Raw genomic sequence first — 19629 nt, forward strand, 5'->3', positions numbered from 1 at the left:
GTAAGTGAAACCACCTGCCTGAGGTTTGAAAGTCTGCCATTTCCTTTCGATCTGGCGCCATTTTTAATGAAGATTGAGATCAAAAAGTTGGTAGGCGTCGCCCGAGGTGGATGTGTCCGCTGACCAGGTGGTCCTCGGATCGATGCAAGCAGTTGAAGAGTATTCCGCAATATGTCGAAGTATTCCACTTGATCCCGTGTCGCCAATGCCATTTGGCATTTAGCTTTTGAAGGACTGCAACTCAGAAAAAAGGAAGCGGATATGAAAAAGCCGAACCGCAATGCCGACATCAAGAACCCTAACAAAGGTACCCCGGGGCAGAACAAGACTCATGCCAAGGCGCAAGGAAATCGCGGCAAGCAGCTGAACCCCAACAACAAACTTGCGGGTTCAAAAAAGCCGTGATTCATATTGTCCGGGGCCGCTTGTCGGCCCCGGAAATTTTAGAAAGAACAATGGCCAAAAAACCAACTTCGAAAAAGGACAAGTTCCCTCAAACAAAAGAACTTGTGCGTATCGCCTTGAATGATGGAATGACCCAAGCAGCAATTGCAACCATGTGCAGAACTCAGCAGTCACAGGTGAGCAAATGGAAGTCGGGCGAGCGATTGGCGACCCGCGGTCAGGTAACAGAGTTGCTCAAACGATATGGCGACAAATTCCGCCGTGTTCCCTTCAAACTCTATCAGAGGAGGGGCAATTCCAGCGCGTCTGAGCAGTTGGTGCGTGTCGAAGGGAAGTTGATACTGAGAGAGAAGTTCCGCGCGACATGTGGTTTTGCAGGGCGCAATCGTGATGGTTGCACGGCGCTACGCATCTCTGTCCATCATCAAAAAGATGAATTCTTTGTTGTCGTGGTCGAAAACACCTGTGCACCTTTCCCTGGCCCGGGTCTCCGCCACCAAGTTCCCACTATCACGGATCGGCATGCATCATGGTTTTTGTACGGAACGCTTGCGGCGGCGATAAAGGAGTGCAACATCGGGGAACTGCTGAACTGGATGTATAGCCTTGGTAGGAGCAAATCAGTCGATGATTTCCCGGGACTGTTCGAGCTTCCATTTCTTGTGACGGAATCGCTTTTGAACCACGGGTTCAAGTTGAAAGGTATTGTGGAATTCAAGGTGCCTGAATAGACTGGCGGTCCACAACCAGACAGCCCAACCAGGCATCCCGGCACCGCCAAATAACGGAAAAGGTGCGTCAGGTTCGTAAGCAGTACTGCACGCCACGCGGTCGAGCCTTTTGCTTTCGCGTCGCGCACGAACCGTTTTGGACCGAACGGGACGACCCGAGCCAAAGCCTAACCCGCGATGGCAGGCTCCTCCCCAAGGGGTTAGGGGTGGGACAGCCGCCAAGCCGCGAGCCTGGCTCGCCGCTTGGCGGCGCTTTTTTCGTTTTATGGGTGGGAGTTTGAGCGCCAAGGGTATGATAGCCTTCGGGGCCGGTTGTCCAGTTTGCTTGGAAACCAATTTGGTGGTTTGCGGCAGGCTGGAAGGAGGGGCGATCGGTCCTTGCAACCACTCCTTGCAAAAATCTACCAATGACAGGCACGTCGGTTCGCCTCAAAATGTGACCCCGGATTTTGGAAAAATGGCCAAATGTCAAACTAAGGATGGTGCTGAACCATCTATACGGCATAAGGAGCTTAGAGCGGCGTAGGGAAAAGGTGGAAGTAAACGGGCCGTCGGTAGGGAGCACTCCTCCCGACGATCTCTGTTCACACATCTCTGGAGATCACCAAGCCTTTTAGGGCGCGCCTGCATTCTTGCCTCCTCACGGGAAAGCCTAAGCCGTCGAGAGTATTCTTTTTTCCCGGCACGATTTTTTTACTTCTTGAGTGTTCGCAGGTTTCCCATCTCGGAACGTTAAAAGGTCTACTTGGCCTGTTCGGGCGCGTAAGCTCTCTATATGGATCGTGCTGAGCCAAGCTGTACGCTGGCCTGAGTTGAATAAGTGTTCTTCTCTATGCCAAGTGTGACCCAGCATGTGTTTCGTCGCTCAGAGAGCTTTTCTGGCTTGCGTTCGGTTGCGTTTCTTCCAGAGAGTCATGTTTTATTGGGTTTGTGCGCTTAATAGGTTTACATTTTGGTCTGAAAAACCTGATTTCGGGCCGGATCTGTCAACTTAATGTAAACTTAGTGTAAACCTTTTGGCCTGAAATCGGCTGTTTTGAGAGGTATAAGGTTTACATTCCGTCGATCCCGGGAAGGCGGATGTAAACCTTTGTCAACCTTGTGCAACCTCAGTTCAATCAGCGAGGGACCCGGTGAGGCAGGGTTCACCAGCCATTCCTCGCCGCAATCTCGAAAACCCATTCCATTTTTCTTTGTGAGGTCGACAAAAGCGCCTCAATAGCTGCACTCTCCGTAAGGTAGGCTCAGGATCACTTCCGTTGCTCACGTCACGGAGGAACCGCAACCAGGCGCGCTCATTCAATGTCAGGTCGTCTTTCTGGTCATACATGGCACCTACCTCCCGAAGATGGTCTTGATCACCGTCTCTGACCGGCTGGTCAGCCGAGGATCGGTGTTGTTAGAGGCCTTGCGAATTGCCTTCAGCCAGCCAAGTTCATTCGACGTGACAGGTTCTCCGAACACCTCGACAACTGCCTCGGCTGCAGTCAGGCCGATCGACTGCTCAATTGCGAGACGCATAAGGTAGGCAGCGTCGCATTCCAAAGCTTTCGCCAAAGCCGGGACGCGATCCAATGCCACCTTGGAACTACCCTGCTTGATCATCGTGATCATGTTCGGGTTGACGTACCCCACCTGCGCCGCGATCTCGGCTTGGCTCTTGGTAGGTTTCAGTTCGAGCACCCTCCGTTCGACATACGTTGCCATCCGGGAATCTTCATACGGTTTTTTTGTCATCGCTACTCTCAAGAAAGTGTCGCAACACACGCTGCATATCTTTGATATAGCGATGATCTGGATGGGAATGCGCGGCGGGAGAAGCAGTAGTAAAAACTTCCAGAAGGGGTAGATCGAAAATTTGCGAACCCTAGTCCCCACCCAGTTCATACCAAGGCAACTGTTTTACCGCATTGATCTTGGCTGTGAGAGTTACATCACCATAGTCGTCGCCTGCCGTCTTTCCGGCATGCCCTTGGATGGCATCAACCACACGATCTGAGATACCAAGTTCACGGCACTGCGTTTTGAAACGGTGCCTCCACGCATGATTGGGCAGCAACCCTTCTGGCGCCAGCCCGGACTTGCTAAGCCATGCTGCAATCTGATTTGCGATACGCTTCGCTTTGCGTGAATAGTCTTCTTGTCTCGTGCCGCCGTGGAACACTGGGCCGGGCTTCGCGGCTTCGACAAAGTCAATGAAGCCCTCGCTTATGATCTGGGGATGCAGCGGGGCGTCACGATATCCACCTGTCTTTATTGAACCGGCCTCAGGCGTGATCCTGATTACCCAATACCCATCGATCTTGCGCACATCTTCTTTTCGAAGCTGGGTAATCTCGGATATACGTGCGCCGGTAAAGGCGCAGATGATTGGTGCCCATCGCTTTGCATCGACCAAGTGCGATTTTTCTCTGATGTAACCACGCTCATCTTCTTTGGGTTTATAGGTGCGGCTAGCCCTCAAGACCTTGTTTGCTTCAGCCACCACGTAGCCGCGTTCTCGAGTGTGTTGTTTCTTAGGCTTTGCTTGCCGCACATTGGCAGTTGGGTTCTCAGTCAGCATTTCGTTTTCGACCGCCCAAGAAAACAGTGACCGGATGGTTGAGAGATACACGTCACTGACTGTCTTGGCGGACAAGTCATTCATCAGGCAATCACGCCACGCAATCAGGTCTTTCTTGGTGACCCGTGTGGCATCGTTGTGTTTCAGGTATTTGACGAGTTTATCAATGACGGGCTGCTGGCGGCCTGTGCCAGACCGCATGAACCCAGCTTGCTGCCGGTGCGCAACGTAGTCTTTCCAGAGCTGTTTGATACTGACCGGAGTAGGGGCGTTTTCCGGGGGCTGTGCGTTCACAATGATTGGCGCAGTGGGTGTGCCAGTAAAATCACCGTCATCGCGCTCAGCGGCGCGCGCAAGGGCTTCAAGCTCTGCTTGGCAAAGGGCACGGGCTATCGCTCGCCATTCGGTGCTACCCGGCGCAGCATCCAGATTGCCAGCGGACCGGAAACGCTCAATCTGCGCGCCGACCAGCTCACCCAGCTCGGCGTCGTTGGCGTTCCCGGCGATGGCGCTGCGTAGGCGGTCAACTAACAGATCATCAATGCCTACAGCAGAGTAGCGAGGATCGTTGCGCAGTTGGTCATCCAAGGCGACGCGCTGGTGGTAATGGCTGTATGCGATCTGACCCGGTGCCAAGGGATAGCGGGCAGGTGTGGCGCGGCCCCGTTCGCTGTTCAGCTTCTGCTCAGCAAGGGCGATCTGATGTTGAAGCTGTGCCACGGCACCCGGTAGCAGCTTGAGCGCTTGGCGGTAATCGCCACCCAAAGCGGTGCGCAGCTCTGTCTTGCCGATGATCCCCCGTAGGTCTTTAGGCACCACGAGCCGGGCATGATACCGACCAGAACGGTTGACGAGGTTGCGAACTTTGCCTGCCATGGGAACACCTTTTGTAACCAAAGTTGTAACCTTCAAACGGACATACGTCCTTGTTTGCAAGGATTTTCTTTTGTTTCAAAAGGTTAGGATGGTGGGTGATGAGAGACTCGAACTCCCGACATCTTCGGTGTAAACGAAGCGCTCTACCAACTGAGCTAATCACCCGTGACGCTGCATGTAGCCAAGCCAGCGGGCGGGCGCAAGAGGGTCTGTGAGATTTTTATTCCGCGATGGGTCGCGGATAGGAAATGCCGCCCTCAACGACGCCAGCCTCGGTGAGCATGGGCTTATGAGGCAGGTCTGCGTGGGTTTCAGGCGTGTGGTCTGGAAAAGATCAAAGGCGCTTGCAAGCGCCCTATGGCCTCCGATATGCCCGAAGAGACTGCAACTTTCCGGTCGGGAGCACACATGATCCTACCCTTCGCCTGCCGTATCTGGATGGTGGCACTGGTCCTTGGCGCATTTGTGCTGGCTCCGGTCCGGGCCGTGGCAGAAGGGGTTTTGGTTTTCGCCGCGGCCAGCCTCAAGACCGCTTTGGACGAAATCGCAACGGAATACACAGAGCGGACGGGGCACGATGTCACCGTGTCTTACGCAGCGTCTTCGGTTCTGGCGCGGCAGATTCAGCAGGGTGCGCCTGCGGACATTTTCATCTCGGCCAATGCCGACTGGATGGATTTTCTGGAACAGCAGGGCTTGTTGCAGCCGGGGACACGGTCGGATTTGCTGGGCAACAGTCTGGTTCTGATCGGCGCTGCGGGGCGTCCTGTTCTGGGTGACATTCGGGTGGTTCATGACCTCAGGGCCGAGCTGGGCGAAGGCTTTCTGGCCATGGCGCTGGTCGATGCGGTGCCCGCCGGTATCTACGGCAAGGCGGCTTTGCAGGGGCTGAACCAGTGGGAGGCGGTGCAGGACCGAGTGGCACAAACCGACAATGTGCGCGCTGCGCTGGCCCTTGTGGCAACGGGTGCTGCGCCTCTGGGGATCGTCTATCGATCGGATGCGCAGGCGGAACAGCGTGTCAGTGTTGTGGCCAGTTTTCCCACCGACCTGCACCCTCCGATCATCTATCCGGCGGCGATGACAGGTAATGCCACAGGTGCGGCGCGGGCTTTTCTGGATCATCTGCACAGCGATGCGGCTTTGGCAATTTTTCTGGAGCAGGGATTTTCCCTGCCGGGCGGGTGATCGCGTTGGAGTGGTTGGGCCCCGCCGAAGTCGAAGCGCTGAAGCTGTCGCTGCGCGTGTCATTCTGGGCGACGCTGGCGACCTTGCCGGTCGGGATTTTCGTGGCCTACATTCTGGCCCGCTGGCGGTTCCCCGGGCGGCAGGTTCTGAATGGTCTGGTGCATTTGCCTTTGATCCTGCCGCCGGTTGTGACGGGGTATCTGCTGTTGCTGACCTTTGGCATTCAGGGGCCGTTGGGGCGGTTTTTGGCCGAGTTCGGCATTGTGGTCGCCTTTCGCTGGACTGGGGCCGCGCTGGCCGCTGGCATCATGGCGTTTCCGCTGATGGTCCGGGCGATACGTCTGTCGATCGAGGCGGTGGACCCGAAGCTGGAACAGGCGGGGGCGACGCTGGGGGCGTCGCGGCCTATGGTGTTTCTGACCGTGACCTTGCCGATGATCCTGCCGGGTGTCATCGCCGGGGCCATTCTGGCCTTTGCAAAGGCAATGGGTGAGTTTGGGGCGACGATTACATTCGTGTCGAATATTCCGGGCCAGACGCAGACATTGCCATCGGCTGTATACGCCTTTTTGCAGGTGCCGGGGGGCGAGGCTGCTGCAACGCGGCTGGTCCTGATCTCGATCGTCATCGCCATGGGCGCGTTACTGCTGTCGGAATATGTGGGACGGCGCGCCGCCGCGCGGGTGGCCGGATCATGAGCCTGTCCGTTCGCTTGCATCATCAGCTACCGGGGATCGATCTGGAGGTCAGTTTTAACGCGCCACCCGGTGTGACCGTGCTGTTCGGGCGTTCCGGGTCAGGCAAGACCACGATTGTCAACGCGGTGGCCGGATTGCTGCGGCCGCGCGCGGGCAGGGTGGCCGTGGATGACTGGGTGTTGATTGACACCGAACGCGGGCACTGGCTGCCGCCGCACCGGCGGCGGTTGGGCTACATCTTTCAGGAAGGGCGGTTGTTCCCGCATCTGACCGTGCGCCAGAATCTTGCCTATGGCCGCTGGTTCGCCCCCAAAAGCGCGCGGCGTGAAGACCCGGAAAAGGTCATCGAGATGCTGGGGATCGGCCACCTTCTGAATCGCCGTCCAGCCGGGTTGTCAGGGGGCGAAAAACAGCGCGTGTCGATTGGCAGGGCGTTGCTGGCCAGCCCGCGGCTGATCCTTGCGGATGAACCGCTTGCGGCGCTGGACGAGGCCCGCAAGGCGGAGATCCTGCCCTATTTTGAGCGTCTCAGGGATGAGGTATCTGTCCCGATCCTGTATGTGACCCATTCAGCCGACGAGGTAGCCCGTCTGGCCACATCGGTTGTCGCTTTGCAGGATGGCAGGGTCGTCCGCCATGGCCCCGCGTCCGAGGTTCTGTCCGACCCGACCGTGGCGCCCGCAGGTGTGCGTGCGGTTGGTGCCGTGTTGGAAGTGCAGGTGCACCAGCACCACGCTGACGGGTTGACCGAGCTGAACGCAAATGGCGCTCGTCTGTTTCTGCCACGTATCGGGCAGGAGGTCGGCGCCCATCTGCGAATTCGCATTCCGGCGCAGGAGGTGATCCTGTCCGTCCAAAAACCCGAGGGTCTGTCGGCATTGAACGTGCTCAGCGGGACGGTCGACTCGATCCGGTCGGGCGATGGTCCCGGCGCGATTGTGTCGGTCAGGACCCCTGCGGGTAATGTTCTGGCGCGGGTTACGCGCCGGTCGGTTGCGGCGTTGAACTTGCAGCCCGGCAGCACATGCCATGCCGTGATCAAGACGGTTGCGCTGGCCCCGCAGAATGTCGGCGGCCGCATAGGGACCGGCACCTGACCTCAGGCAAGCGCGCGGGCTTCGTGTTCCAGCAGGATAAGGCGCGCGGCGCGTCCAAACCCCTGATGGCCGAAGGAGGGACGGTCGGGAAATATTGCGGCCAGTTCCTGGAGTGCGTCGGATGAAAGAGTATGAAGGGCCTCTTCCCCCAGAAAAAGGCTTTCCGCCTGTGCCCCGTCCGCCGAAAGGATTTCGTGCCGATCCAGCAGGATGTGCAGATACTCGACCGTTTCAACCGAGGTATCGAGCCCTATTCCGGGCCATCGGCACAGATGCTTGGCGGCAACCAGTGCTTCGGTGGTTCCGAAAAGCAGCTCGACCCGAGGGCCCTTCACAAGAATACGGTGCTGCTGAGACACCAGCAGATCCCGCGAGGGTATGTTGGGACCCAGACTGCCTGCCGAGATGCGAACGGGCCACATTGCGGGTTCATTGCGTAATCGGTCGGGTGGGATCGTGCTGCTTTCGATCCAGCGAACAGGTTGCAACCCGTGATCGGCTGTCGCCACCTTGTCACCGACCTTTAGGATCTCGATAGCGCGGGGGCCGTTTTCGGTCTCGATCAGGGTTCCGGCTGCGAAACAGACGCCTTCGATCCTGATAACCACTTCGACCGGATCCGGAGAGCCGGTAAAAGGAAGCGTGATAGGACCGTTTTGCGTTGTCCCTGAGACGCTGATGAAGAAGGAATCAAAGACAACTTCACCATTGTCGAGGCTGTCGAAATATGTCGGATCGACCGTATAGGTCCACTCCCCGGTATTTGGGTCGATCGTGGCTGTACCGTTGGCAGGGGGTGTCGCAATTGTCCAGGTTTGGGTGAGCGGTGTAAAGTTTCCGTTGTTCAGCGTGGGTTGCCCCATCGCCACATTGGGTGGGGACCCGGTCACGTCGCCGGTCAATTCACCTGTGATCGGAACTGAAACCAACTAGACCTCGCCTTGTTGCAACACCCTTTCAAATTCCTTCTTTCGGTACAGGCGCATATGAACCTCGCCTGCATCGTCCCGCGTCCATTCGACAATCCGGTTGCGTGTCATGTCGCTGTCCATTCGGTTGGTGCGCACGCGCGGATGCGGGATCTCCTGCTTGAGGATATCAACAATCTGGCTGGTCTGTCCAAACGGCGCGACAAGGTCGATGATCCAGAAGGAGGACCCGCTGGTAAAATCCTTGTCCGTCAGAGAGGTTTCTTTCACCGCATAGCGATATTCGGCGTCGGGGCTGAGACCGGCAAAAGTGACAAATCCGCGGGGAAAGCCATTTTGCCTGAAGATCTGGTATTGACCCAGACGAAACGGGGTTTCGAACGCGTAAAGGACCTGCGCAAGGTTACGTTTCTGGTGCGTTTTCGTCAGCCCCGCGAGATAGAACATCGCACCCAGATCCGCATATTTCTCGGGTGGGAAATCGAACCAGTCTTTTGGAAAGCTCTTGTTCAACGGAAATGCCGATAGCTTGATGCGTTATAAATGTTTCGGGTAGTGTACTCGTTTCGGGTGAAATGAATAGTGGAAATTCCCTGTATAGCTGTGCCCGCGCAGCTGACGTGGCCCACTTTACTCGCGTGGTGTCGTGGTTATGCTATCGGTACTGGTGCCATTGTTTTGGGATATCTGGATCATGCGTTTTCTCAAGCTATTCATCGTTGCTTCCCTTGTTTTAGCGCCTGCGGTGGCCGGGGCCGTGGGGTTCGGCCTGTCAGTCCGGCCGCAGTTTCGTACCGAGATCACGCCCTTGCCGGACGGCGTTTATGAAGTGAAAGCTGTCGGTTCATCCGCGCCAGTCAATTATTGGTGCGGGATCGGAGATTATGCGATTCGCACACTGGGCGTTCCGAACTCGCAAAGGATCTATATCTGGCGCGCTTATGAGCCCGGCGTGCGAACGGTGCAGTTTTCGATGACCCCGCCGCCGGGGGCCGATACGAAACCTGGTTATTCGATCACGGTCAAGAAAGTCGGAGCAAATATGTCGGCGGTGTCGGCGCAGAACTATTGCTACGACAATTTCATCATGGACCCGTTCTGATCGTCAGACCCATTTTGCCATCGGCGGCAGGCTCATCAGAACGGCATCCGGGTCATGCCCGGTTTCCAGGCCGAATTTTGTGCCCCGGTCATAGACAAGGTTGTATTCCGCATAAAGGCCGCGATGCACCAGCTGGGTGGTTTTGTCCGCCTCTGAGAAGTTCTGAACACGGCGCTTTTCGACCAAGGGCAGGAAGGCGGGCAGGAAGGCCCTGCCAATATCCTGTGTCAGGGCGAAATCAGCCTGCCAGTCGCCGGTGCAATAGTCGTCCATGAAGATCCCGCCGACGCCGCGCGCGCGTTTGCGGTGAGGGATATAGAAATATTCGTCCGCCCAGTCCTTGAGGCGCGGGTAATGGGCGGGTCCGTGCGGGTCCAGATGCGCCTTTTGCGTGGCGTGGAAATGCGCGGTGTCCTCGTCATACTCGATGCAGGGGTTGAGGTCCGAGCCGCCACCGAACCACCAGGCATGAGGTGTCCAGAACATGCGAGTGTTCATGTGGACCGCCGGGGCATGGGGGTTCTGCATATGGGCCACAAGGCTGATCCCCGACGCCCAGAAGCGTGGATCTTCGGTCATTCCGGGGATGCCTTTGCGCGCCGCCATCGCCTGTTGCGCACGTTCGCCGAGCGTGCCGTAGACGGTCGAGACATTGACGCCGACCTTTTCAAACACACGCCCGCCGCGCATGACCGACATCAGCCCGCCGCCCGCATCTGACCCATCGTCCGACTGCCGTTTGGTTTCCTTGACCTCGAACCGTCCGGGTGCGGCATCGGCAAACGGCCCGTCGGTGTGGCTGTCTTCAAGGGCTTCGAAGGCTGCAACGATGTCATCGCGCAATTGGCGAAACCAGGCGGAGGCGGTAGATTTTTCTGTTTCGAACATGGGTCTTAATGTGCAGGGGCTGCGACCGGGTCAAGCAGGGTACGGCCACCATCGATTGTCAGGATCTGTCCGGTGACGAAACCAGCTGCATCAGACGCAAGATATTGCGCGGTTTCCGTCAGTTCCGTGGCCGAGGCGATACGGGCCAGGGGCGTGTGCTTTTCGATATCGACGCGGTAGTCGCGATTGTCCTTGAGGGTCGATTGCAGCGATGCGCTCATGACCGAACCCAGCGCAATCGAGTTGACGCGGATTCGGTTCGGAGCCAGCGCAACCGCAAGGGATCGGGTTAACTGGTCCAGTGCTGCGGTCGAGACAGAATAGGCCATCAGGTTCGGGTGGGTCCGTCGGGCCGCGATCGAGGACAGGTTGATGATCGTCCCCGCCGGGTTTTCGACATCGCCGTCGGCCTGTTTGATCATGCGCTTTGCAACCAGCTGGCTGAGCCGCAGGGCGGGCATCAGGTTCTGGTTCAGCAGGGTGCGCATCGAATCGTCATCCGGATCCAGCGGATCAGACGGGATCACCTGCCGTGCGCCGTTGACCAGAATATCCACCTGGTCGAACGCATCCAGCGTCGCAGATAACAGGTTGGCTATGGTCAGCTTTTCGCGTAGATCGCCCGCAAAGTACCGGATATTGCTGTCTTCGGGCTGTTCTCCAAGCTCGTCAATCAGGCGTTTTTCATCTATGTCGGCAAACATGACATTTGCGCCCGCATCCGCGAAATGCCGCCCGATGGCCAGGCCGATGCCACTGGCCCCGCCCGTAACGATTGCTGTCTTGCCAGCGATGGAAAAGGACATCCGAATCCTCCTGAATTGCGGCGCAGGTTAACGGGCCTTAACGCCGAGGGCGAGAGGCCTGGAATACCTTGAACCGGTTGTCGCCGGCAATTTCACCGACCTGAGCGAAATGTTCGTTCAGTGTAGCTTCGTAAGGAAGGTGCCGGTTGGCGACCATCCAAAGGGTTCCGTTGCGTGTCAGATTGCGGGCGGCGGAGGTTATAAACCCTTGCCCCAAGGCGGGATCCGCGCTGCGAGACGTGTGGAATGGCGGGTTCATCACAACGGTGTCGATAGGTTCCGGGGCGGTCCAGGATACGGCATCGCTCCAGTGGAAATGCGCCTGGGATTGAGTGACATTAAGCCGCGCGCAGGTCAGGGCCGCATGGTCAGCTTCGACCAGATGCAGCGAGGTTATCCCGCCGCGCTTCAGGATTTCCGCAGACAGATACCCCCATCCCGCACCCAGATCGGCCACGCAGGGGCCAAGCCGGTCAGGCAGAGTCTTCAGCAACAGGGCTGAGGCAGGATCAATCCCGTCCGCTGAAAACACACCCGGTGCCGTTTGGTAACCGCCAACCATCTGCTGTTTCGGCGCGGCCCAGTCCGCAAAGGCCAGATCATCGGCCTGAAACCAGAAAACCTTGCCATGTGCTTTGGAAAGCGGTCCCTCGACCGGAACCCGCTTGCGCACATCCTTCAATATGCTGTCCACACCATCAGTCTTGGCACCGTCGACGACAACCAGGCCGCTCGCCCGCGCACAGGCCTGATGAATGAGCGACCGGGCCAGTGCCTTGGCGCGGGGCAGAAAGACAATGGCATCCTGACAGGGGCCATCTGCGTCGGGCACTGTTTCAAAACCCTGCGCGGCGAAATGGTCGTGAAATGGTTTGAAGAGCTGCACAACTTGTGCGCCGCCCGCCAGCGCAGACAGATCATGGTCGGGCGTGGGGCAGATCACGCTAAGAGGGGGGGACAGCGTCAGGCCGTTTTGCAGGGCAAGTTCCAGACGAGGGGACATGGGCAATTCCGGCTGAGAGAGGCGCGCGCGTCAGGCCAAAGGCCTTACTCTTCGCGTTCCATTGTGCATTGCAAAGGGTGCTGGTGCCTGCGGGCAAAATCCATCACCTGACCAACTTTGGTCTCGGCAATTTCGTGGCTGAAAACACCGACTACGGCCACGCCTTTCTTGTGAACGGTCAGCATGATCTCGAACGCCTGCGCATGGGTCATGCCGAAGAAGCGTTCAAGCACATGCACCACAAACTCCATCGGTGTATAATCGTCGTTCAGCAACAGGACCTTGTATAAAGGCGGACGCTTGGTTTTTGGGCGTGTCTGTAACAGGACGGACGCGTCACTGTCGTCGTCCGGCTTGTCAGACATCATCCAGATCATTTCAAGCATCGTGTGCAACTGTCCGATTCAGGCTTGGGGTTTATCTTGGCGCTTATATAACGTGTGCATGGCCAGTGAAAAGAGCAAGCGGACGTAAACGGGATGACGACCAAGCTGACGACAATCGGGTTTGATGCAGACGACACCCTTTGGCATAACGAACGGTTTTTTCAGATGACGCAGGCTCGTTTTACTGAACTCTTGGCCGATCATGCTGATCGTGATCACCTGATGGACCGTCTTCTTGCGGCAGAAAAACGCAACATTCAGCGCTATGGGTACGGCATCAAAGGATTTGTTCTGTCGATGATCGAAACGGCGATCGAAGTCACCGAAAGCCGCGTTCCGGCCTGGGTCATCCGGCAGCTGATCGAAGCGGGGCAAGAGATGCTGGCCCATCCGATCGAGCTGTTACCCCATGCCCGCGAGGCCGTCGAAGGTGTTGCCGATGCGTATCGGGTTATCCTGATCACCAAGGGTGATCTGATCGATCAGGAACGCAAACTGGCCCAATCCGGGCTGGGTGATCTGTTCGATGGTGTGGAAATCGTTTCCGAAAAGACGCCCGAAACCTATCGGTTCGTGTTCGACCGTCATGGTGATGGCCCGACTGCCGCAATGATGATCGGCAATTCGATGCGGTCAGATGTCGTAGCCCCGATTCAGGCCGGGTGCTGGGGTGTCTACGTGCCCCACGGTCTGGTCTGGGAGGTGGAACATGCAGAAGCCCCGGTCGAAAGCCCCCGATTCCGCGAGTTAAGGGATTTGGGTGATCTGGCCGATCTGCTGCGCGACCTGAAGTGATGTTGCCTTTTCGCCTCAGTTTCACATAAACCCCGCCGCAACCGGGCGTAGTTTTGCCTTTATCGCGCATCTGGTGGTTCTGAGGGGGAAATTCGCAAGATATAGCTTCAGCCCAGACGCAAAACGAAACTGCGAAAACCTCAGCTTTCGGTTTATTTCATTGGGTAGCTGTGATAGCCTTGGGGACAATAAAATAAATTTTGCTGACTGGGAAAACCCGGCAGCGCGAGGCAGACAGAGGCAAAGATCGTGCAGATTCGGCGGACAGTTCCGGCCCGAATGGGCTTTTTCCTTATAGCGTTGCTATGTGTGCTGGCGTTTGCGCCGCTCAGGTCAATGGCGGCGCCTTATGCAGCTATGGTGATTGACGCCCGAACTGGCGAGGTGCTGCATTCCCGAAATGCGGATGCGCGGCTGCACCCGGCCTCGCTGACCAAGATGATGACGCTCTACATTGCGTTTGAGGCGGTGCGAAACGGCGAGATCACACTGGATACACCCGTTCGGATTACCCAGAAGGCAGCAGCCGAGCCTCCGTCGAAGCTGGGCCTGCGCGCGGGCCAGACGATTGCGTTCCGCTATCTGATCCGCGCCGCTGCGGTAAAATCGGCCAACGACGCGGCCACGGCGATCGGCATTGCCATTAGTGGCTCGGAAGCGGCCTTTGCCCGCCGTATGACCCGAACCGCCAAAGCGATGGGCATGAGCCGCACGACCTTCAAGAATGCGCATGGTCTGACTGAGGCAGGGCACCTGTCCAGCGCGCGAGACATGACCACGCTGGGACGGCATCTGCTGTATGACTACCCGCAGTATTATAACCTGTTCTCGCGCCAATCGACGGATGCCGGTATCAAGACGGTTCCCAACACCAACCGCCGCCTGCTAGCGGCCTATAAGGGTGCCGACGGAATAAAGACCGGATACACACGTGCGGCGGGGTTCAATCTGGTGGCGTCGGCCAAACGCAAGGATGAGCGTATCATCGCGACTGTCTTTGGCGGTAAATCCGGGGCGTCGCGGAATGCCAAGGTTGCGGAATTGCTGGATCTGGGGTTTCGCCGTGCCCCGTCTCGTGCACCTATCCGCAAACCTGAGCGCCCGGTCTATGCGGGCAATGTCGGGTTGGGGGGCGATACCCAAGTTGCAGCGCTGAGCGGAGCACCGAAATCCAGCCTGCGCCCGCTTGGGCGCCCGAGTGCCACAACACAGGTTGCAAGTGCGGTCGCGGTCGTGGCGGACCAGAACAGCGACCGTATCAGCAGCGGCATTGCCGCAGCGATTGCCGAAGCGGATGTTGCCCCAACCGCCCCACCGGTTGAAACGTCCGACACCCGCCCTGCATTGCGCCCGGACAATCTGGTGCTGGCCTCGACCGAGCCCGCCAGCCCACCAGAGCCCGAGCAGGAAGTGATTACCCGCCTGTCCTCGTCCGGTGGGCATCTGTGGGGGGTCAATGTGGGCCGCTACACCACACGATATGAGGCCGAGAAGATCCTGCTGAAAACGGCGCTGTCGGAAATGACCACGCTGGATGGCAGTCTGCGCAAGGTCAGTCAGAGCTCGCGAGGCTTTGATGCGACATTCCAGGGCATGACGCGGGAACAGGCCGATCTGGCGTGTCGCCGTCTGCAAGCCCGCAATGTCACCTGTTTCATGATCGGGCCATCATAAGGTCCGGCATAATCTCTCCTGTTGGGTCTGGGCTGCGGTAATCCGCGGCCCTTTTTTAATCGAAGACGTGACCGTGCTGATATTGCTCGTCCTGTCCCGCGGCGGCGGTCAGGGCGGCGACATTGTGCTTGGTGAAGAACCCGTCATACTTGTGACACCGCTCGATATATTCGGTGATCAGAAGCGTATTCTTCGAGTGTTTCGAGAAAATCTGTTTCAGGTTCGGGTCGTCTTTGCATTCACCCACCACATGGGCCAGGAACGGCACGCCCTTGTCCTTCAGCGTGTTCACGACAAAGTCGACATTCTTTTCCCCGGCGCCATGGTCGCCATCCTTGATCTCGACGGCCATGTGATGCAGGCGGCGGCCAAAATTGCGCACAAAATCCTCGGTCGGCATCGGCAGCTTGGCGAATGAGTTGACGAAGGACGGCGTGTTGTTGGCGGTGAAAACCTTGGCCGGAGATTTCTTGTCATCGTCCACATTGGCGTTGCGGTTCACATTGGTGGACGAGTTCATGTCGAAGATATTGTAGGCCCCCCAGAAATAGTAGGGCACCATAGTCAGGAATTCGAGGATCGCATCCTCGCGCTCACCCGCCAGCACGCGGGTCGCCAGATGATCGATGCCCAGCATCAGAGGTGCGATTTTGCTGTCCGATCCGAACGCGGCTGCCTGATCCAGCCGGGCTTGTTCCGAGTCGCTCAATAACACGCGATCACCAAGACCGAGGCTGTCTGTGTCGTTGAAATCATGTGTCGAATACCCGACCCGGTTGCAGGTGAAATCCGACGGGGTCGTGAAGCGGAAGCCGCCCAATGTGTAGAACGGGTTTTCTGTGTCTCCCGCATATTCGAAGCGGATATTCTGATCCTCAAGCGTCCCGGTCAGCGCCTTCAGATCGCTGGCGCCGAAAACCTCGCCAACATACCGCGTTTGCGGCGTGTTGCGGGCCAGCGGGTACATGCGATTGATGCGGGGAATGAAATCCTCGAAACCGGGGCTGAGCGGGGCCATCACGATCAGCGCGGGATAGTCGGGATGCGAATGAAGGACCGAAAATTTGTGGGTCTGCCCCAGATAGCTGGCAGTGTGGCGATAGGGTGTCATCACGTAAAGTTCGACCAGCGTATCGAACAGCGCGCCAGTTTCGACCTGCATACAGATCGCGCGCATTGGCCCGACCTGATCGGCAATTCCCGAGCTTGTCCGGCGCTCGTAGATTTTCGGCAGGTATTCCGCAAAGAAGTCCGAGTTCTTCTTGTCGCCTCGGGGTTGATAGGACATCGGATCAAAGGACATTCGACTACCTCCGTGCACGAAGCCCTGACTGCAGCAAGGCATCGCTTGAAATTGTGGTTTTCAGAACATGTGCTTGCCCGCCATGCTAGGTGCTGAGACCGGTGCGGGCAACAACTGAGGAACTGGGTTGCCGACGTTAACGCATGATGTTCAGCGGGTGAATTTCGTCACCTCGACACTTCCCCCGATCAGGTTTTCGCGAACTGAGCGTGCAATCTGAACGGCAGTTGGTCCATCCCCGTGCAGGCAGATCGTGTCGATGGACGTTTCCAGTCGCTTGCCGCTTTCGGTGATGATCGCACCTTCGCGGACCATGTTCAGGATGCGAGGTCCGGCGACGTCGGCGTCGTGGATGACGGCGCCGGGCAGGCTGCGATCAACCAGTGTTCCGTCGTCGTTATATGCACGGTCGGCGAAAATCTCGCCCACCCATTTGCACCCGAGCTCACGCACGGCTGCTTCCTGTTTTGTCGCGGCCAGCACCATGACGATGATATCGGGATCAACATCCAATGCGCCCTGATAACAGGCGCGCGCCATATTGATATCGGCTGAACACATATTGGCCAGCGCCCCGTGCAGTTTCAGGTGCCGTACCTTGGTGCCAACCGCCGCGGCCATGCCGATTGCGGCCCCCAACTGATACCGGACCAGATTGCGCAGGTTGTCATGGGGCAGCTTCATGTTCCGCCGGCCAAACCCCTGCAGATCGGGAAAGCCGGGATGCGCGCCGATGCCTACGTCGTTTTCGGCCGCCAGTTTCATCGTTGATGCCATCACATCCGGATCACCGGCATGAAACCCACAGGCGATGTTGGCCGAGGTGATGATTTTCAACAGGCTTTCGTCATCGCCCATTTTCCAGGGGCCAAAGCTTTCCCCCATATCGGCATTCAGATCGACGCTTGGCATTGGCACATCTCCTTAGTCGGTGGCAGAGATCACTCCGCCGATCAATTGGTAGGACAACAGGTCCGGTATGTCATGGGGATCACGCACCAGTGCCTCGACTTTTGAGGGCAGGCGCGCAAGGTCTGACAGGAACGCTTTGTGCATTTCTTCAGCCTGTTCCATGCTGACAAATTCGAACCGGATGTCGCCGCCTGCGGGTGTCTGTGCCGCGCGGGGCATATCGCATGGCAGAACGGTCGCGATACGAGGGTACCCGCCCGTGGTCTGACATTCCGGCAACAGGATGAACGGGTCGCCAGTGCCGGTCATCTGGATGTCGCCGGGGGTGATCACCTCGGACAGGATATTCAGCTGGCCCGAGGCGGCAAAGCCGTCACCGTCGCTGTCCACCTGCATGCCCATCCGGTTGGCGCGTGCGCCGCGCCGGAAATTGGTTTGGGCAAACCGTTCAAGCGTCGCGCCGTCAAACAAAGATGTCTGAAAACTGGCAACCACATGCAGCACCCCGCCCGAAAACCGCTCGGCAGCAGCCAGTTTCATCCCGCTGTTGCCTGCATCCGGTCCACAGGTCAGCCTGTCACCCTGCTGTAACGCCCGGCCAATCCGCGCTGTCAGATGGGTGGAGCGGGACCCCAGAAAAACCTCGGCATCGATACCGCCGCCCAGATGCAGATAGCCATAGTTTCCAGCCAGCGTCGCCCCGATGACCAGCCTTTGCCCGGCGCTCAGTTGGTGCGAGGCGTTCCAGGCCACAGGGCTGCCATCAATGCTGGCCTGCATTTGTGCGCCAGTCAGGGCGATGCGCGTGTTATGCGTCGCCTCGAACTCGCCCCCCATCCCGGCCATCTCCAGCGCCGCAAGGTTCGGGCTCTGATCCAGCAACGCCGCCCCTTCGTGCAAGGCCAGAATGTCCGCAGCCCCGGACCGGGACAGCCCCTGATCCAGATAGCCTGTGCGCCCCTGATCCTGAATGGTGCAGGCCGGACCAATTCGGTGGACAATCAGGCTCATGGCGCGATCTCCTCACAGGTTGCGCCGCCTGTGCCGTCCTCGTTGTTGGCTCTGATGTGTTCCAGAACGTCGCGGGAAACGGGCTCGAACAACAGTTCATCGCCGGGTCTAAGGGTAAAGGCCTCGACCCTTTCGGGACGGAAACACCGAAAGGCGGTCTGCCCGATATGCCGCCACCCGGTTGGCGTCGGCCCGGAAAACAGAACAAATTGCGAGATCGCCAGAACCAAAGCTCCTTCCGGCACCATGGGGGTCAGGCTTTGCAGCCGGGGAATGTTGAATTCGGGTCCCAGAGGCCCAAGATAAGGCTGCCCCGGAGCGAAGCCGATGGTCAGAACCCGCACGCGGGACTGTCCAAGCCGACGTATTGCTTCTTCCGGCGACAGGCCGGCAGCAGCGGCGGCATCGTCAAGCTGGGGCGCAAGGTCGGTCCCGTAAACCGTCGGAACGCGCCACAACCTGCGACCCGCGGGCAGGGGTGTAGTGTACCAGTCCTTCTGCTCAACCAGATCCCGAAGCTTTTGCAGCATCTTCTGATGAGAGATGCGCTGCGTGTCGAACCGAACAAAGGCCGAGCCCAGGGAGGCTGACGATTCGGTCACCTCATCCCAGTGCAGACGATCGACTTCAGACCGAAACGCTAGCGCTGCCCGGTTCGCGGTGTCGGTCATCCTATCCGCAAAGGTCACCAGCGCGCCGTCAAATCCGACGGTTCTGACCAAAGGAAACTGAACATTGCGCGCCATTGCTGATCTGCTTTCGGATCGAAGAGTGAATTGGTGGAACCTGACCGCATCTTTAGGGGATGCGCAAGACAGGGCGTTCAATAGCAGACATCGTGCCTGTTGCGTCCACATCCCGGCAGGGAGCGACCCGCAATATAAGGCGTCCGGCGGTGGTGAGAGGATTTTGACCAGATTCTGGCCGCAGTTCCGACTCGTTTTCCCGTTTCGAGTCGCCCTGACTTGTATCTTGAAATCGCGGAGTCTCTATATCTTGTGTCGGCCCCTTTTGAACTACGGGGCTTGTCAGTCAGATCATGCCCAACAACACCCGGGCAGAAGGGTGTTGGCCAATTTTGATTGAGTGTAAGATATTGAAACAAAACAATAAACTAAGAAAATTCAAAAAAAAGACCAATAACGTCATTTTCCGCTTGCGGGTTTTGAGAGTAATACTTAGAACCCCCTTCACCGGCGCAGCTGAGGTTGGCCTGACGGACTGGAAAGACGGTTGAGACGCACTGGAGAGACGGTGGGCAT

21 protein-coding genes and 1 tRNA gene are annotated in these 19629 nt (G+C 57.8%); 8 read left to right on the forward strand and 14 right to left on the reverse strand.

The window, feature by feature from the left end:
* Positions 1–261 precede the first annotated feature (261 nt).
* Positions 262–405, forward strand: a complete 144-nt coding sequence (locus AC2FLO_RS20560; protein WP_496752396.1) for a hypothetical protein — start codon at positions 262–264, stop codon at positions 403–405.
* 50 nt (positions 406–455) lie between these two features.
* Positions 456–1136 carry a hypothetical protein gene (locus AC2FLO_RS20565; RefSeq protein ID WP_496752398.1) on the forward strand — a complete coding sequence of 227 codons (681 nt, stop codon included), beginning with the start codon at positions 456–458 and terminating at the stop codon, positions 1134–1136.
* A gap of 1335 nt (positions 1137–2471) precedes the next feature.
* On the opposite strand, the gene AC2FLO_RS20570 is transcribed toward AC2FLO_RS20565, so the two are convergent.
* The 3 genes from AC2FLO_RS20570 to AC2FLO_RS20580 all read right to left on the reverse strand — a co-directional run bounded on the left by AC2FLO_RS20570 (position 2472) and on the right by AC2FLO_RS20580 (position 4740).
* Positions 2472–2873 carry a helix-turn-helix domain-containing protein gene (locus AC2FLO_RS20570; protein ID WP_496752399.1) on the reverse strand — a complete coding sequence of 134 codons (402 nt, stop codon included), beginning with the start codon at positions 2871–2873 and terminating at the stop codon, positions 2472–2474.
* A 130-nt stretch (positions 2874–3003) separates the two neighbouring features.
* Positions 3004–4575, reverse strand: a complete 1572-nt coding sequence (locus AC2FLO_RS20575; protein ID WP_496752401.1) for a DUF6538 domain-containing protein — start codon at positions 4573–4575, stop codon at positions 3004–3006.
* A gap of 89 nt (positions 4576–4664) precedes the next feature.
* Positions 4665–4740 (reverse strand) — tRNA-Val (locus AC2FLO_RS20580).
* 243 nt (positions 4741–4983) lie between these two features.
* On the opposite strand from AC2FLO_RS20580, the gene modA reads away from it, so the two are divergent.
* From modA to modC, 3 genes are read left to right on the forward strand one after another with little or no spacing between them, the layout of a single operon-like run.
* A complete protein-coding gene (gene modA / locus AC2FLO_RS20585) occupies positions 4984–5763 on the forward strand; it encodes a molybdate ABC transporter substrate-binding protein (protein WP_496752403.1) in 780 nt (259 codons plus the stop codon).
* Positions 5764–5768: 5 nt separating this feature from the next.
* Complete coding sequence (gene modB, locus AC2FLO_RS20590) at positions 5769–6461, forward strand: molybdate ABC transporter permease subunit (protein ID WP_209598758.1); 693 nt, start codon at positions 5769–5771, stop codon at positions 6459–6461.
* Entirely contained in the window at positions 6458–7558 is a 1101-nt protein-coding gene (modC, locus tag AC2FLO_RS20595; protein ID WP_496752405.1) for a molybdenum ABC transporter ATP-binding protein, read from the forward strand. Before modB ends, modC begins: the two co-directional genes overlap by 4 nt.
* Before the next feature lie 2 nt (positions 7559–7560).
* Here modC and AC2FLO_RS20600 read toward each other — a convergent pair whose 3' ends face one another.
* On the reverse strand, positions 7561–8487 hold the full coding sequence (locus AC2FLO_RS20600; RefSeq protein WP_496806777.1) for a Hint domain-containing protein: 927 nt from the start codon (positions 8485–8487) through the stop codon (positions 7561–7563).
* Positions 8488–9000, reverse strand: a complete 513-nt coding sequence (locus tag AC2FLO_RS20605; RefSeq protein ID WP_496752409.1) for a toxin-activating lysine-acyltransferase — start codon at positions 8998–9000, stop codon at positions 8488–8490. It lies immediately after the preceding gene.
* Positions 9001–9181: 181 nt separating this feature from the next.
* Here AC2FLO_RS20605 and AC2FLO_RS20610 point away from each other — a divergent pair, with 181 nt between their 5' ends.
* Positions 9182–9589 carry a hypothetical protein gene (locus tag AC2FLO_RS20610; protein WP_496811744.1) on the forward strand — a complete coding sequence of 136 codons (408 nt, stop codon included), beginning with the start codon at positions 9182–9184 and terminating at the stop codon, positions 9587–9589.
* Between the two features lie 3 nt (positions 9590–9592).
* On the opposite strand, the gene hemF is transcribed toward AC2FLO_RS20610, so the two are convergent.
* From hemF to clpS, 4 genes are read right to left on the reverse strand one after another with little or no spacing between them, the layout of a single operon-like run.
* Positions 9593–10477, reverse strand: coding sequence for an oxygen-dependent coproporphyrinogen oxidase (hemF, locus tag AC2FLO_RS20615; RefSeq protein WP_496752412.1), 885 nt, complete (start codon positions 10475–10477; stop codon positions 9593–9595).
* Between the two features lie 5 nt (positions 10478–10482).
* Entirely contained in the window at positions 10483–11283 is an 801-nt protein-coding gene (locus AC2FLO_RS20620; RefSeq protein ID WP_496752413.1) for an SDR family NAD(P)-dependent oxidoreductase, read from the reverse strand.
* 37 nt (positions 11284–11320) lie between these two features.
* A complete protein-coding gene (locus AC2FLO_RS20625; RefSeq protein ID WP_496752415.1) occupies positions 11321–12286 on the reverse strand; it encodes a class I SAM-dependent methyltransferase in 966 nt (321 codons plus the stop codon).
* Positions 12287–12330: 44 nt separating this feature from the next.
* Positions 12331–12672 (reverse strand): ATP-dependent Clp protease adapter ClpS, encoded by a 342-nt coding sequence (gene clpS, locus AC2FLO_RS20630; RefSeq protein WP_496752417.1) that lies wholly within the window; start codon positions 12670–12672, stop codon positions 12331–12333.
* 93 nt (positions 12673–12765) lie between these two features.
* Between clpS and AC2FLO_RS20635 the strand changes: the two genes are divergently transcribed.
* Entirely contained in the window at positions 12766–13467 is a 702-nt protein-coding gene (locus AC2FLO_RS20635) for an HAD family hydrolase (RefSeq protein WP_496752419.1), read from the forward strand.
* Positions 13468–13746: 279 nt separating this feature from the next.
* Complete coding sequence (locus AC2FLO_RS20640; protein WP_209507823.1) at positions 13747–15141, forward strand: D-alanyl-D-alanine carboxypeptidase family protein; 1395 nt, start codon at positions 13747–13749, stop codon at positions 15139–15141.
* Between the two features lie 55 nt (positions 15142–15196).
* Here AC2FLO_RS20640 and AC2FLO_RS20645 read toward each other — a convergent pair whose 3' ends face one another.
* From AC2FLO_RS20645 to AC2FLO_RS20665, 5 genes are all read right to left on the reverse strand, one after another.
* Positions 15197–16444: a hypothetical protein gene (locus AC2FLO_RS20645; protein WP_496752421.1), complete on the reverse strand. Its 1248-nt coding sequence runs from the start codon at positions 16442–16444 to the stop codon at positions 15197–15199.
* Positions 16445–16594: 150 nt separating this feature from the next.
* On the reverse strand, positions 16595–17356 hold the full coding sequence (locus AC2FLO_RS20650) for a LamB/YcsF family protein (RefSeq protein ID WP_480585827.1): 762 nt from the start codon (positions 17354–17356) through the stop codon (positions 16595–16597).
* Between the two features lie 12 nt (positions 17357–17368).
* The gene (locus AC2FLO_RS20655; RefSeq protein ID WP_496752423.1) at positions 17369–18367 is read right to left on the reverse strand and encodes a 5-oxoprolinase subunit C family protein; all 999 of its coding nucleotides are present in this window, start codon (positions 18365–18367) and stop codon (positions 17369–17371) included.
* A complete protein-coding gene (locus AC2FLO_RS20660) occupies positions 18364–19113 on the reverse strand; it encodes a 5-oxoprolinase subunit B family protein (RefSeq protein WP_480585833.1) in 750 nt (249 codons plus the stop codon). Before AC2FLO_RS20660 ends, AC2FLO_RS20655 begins: the two co-directional genes overlap by 4 nt.
* Positions 19114–19399: 286 nt before the next feature.
* A partial coding sequence (locus AC2FLO_RS20665) for a hypothetical protein (protein WP_496806776.1) occupies positions 19400–19629 on the reverse strand: 230 nt, incomplete at its 5' end.

The organism is Ruegeria sp. TASC047 (genome assembly GCF_059612445.1).